A 290-nucleotide genomic window follows, 5' to 3' on the forward strand; every position below is an offset into this window, starting at 1 on the left:
GGGCATTTGGTTCACCATCCGCACCAAGGCCATTCAGTTCCGCTGCTTCGGCGAAGGTTGGCGCCGCATGTTCGGCAACTTCAGCCTGCGCGGGGGCAACCAGGGTGGCGGCATGACGTCGTTCCAGGCGCTGTCCACGGCTATTGCGGCTCAGGTCGGCACTGGTAACATCGTGGGTGCCTGCGGCGCTATCATCATCGGCGGCCCCGGCGCTATCTTCTGGATGTGGATCATCGCGCTGTTGGGCATGGCCCTGCAGGCCCACCAGGCGTAGTTGGTGGCCATGCCCA

The 290-nt window shown here is 64.5% G+C and carries 1 protein-coding gene; it reads left to right on the top strand.

Going from position 1 to position 290, the window contains the following annotated elements:
• The coding region (locus PZH32_RS13670) for an alanine:cation symporter family protein (RefSeq protein ID WP_275208804.1) at nucleotides 1-274 on the top strand (274 nt) is incomplete at its 5' end.
• Nucleotides 275-290: the final 16 nt, after the last annotated feature.

It is taken from the genome of Adlercreutzia equolifaciens, from assembly GCF_029076695.1.
Classification (GTDB): domain Bacteria; phylum Actinomycetota; class Coriobacteriia; order Coriobacteriales; family Eggerthellaceae; genus Adlercreutzia; species Adlercreutzia equolifaciens_A.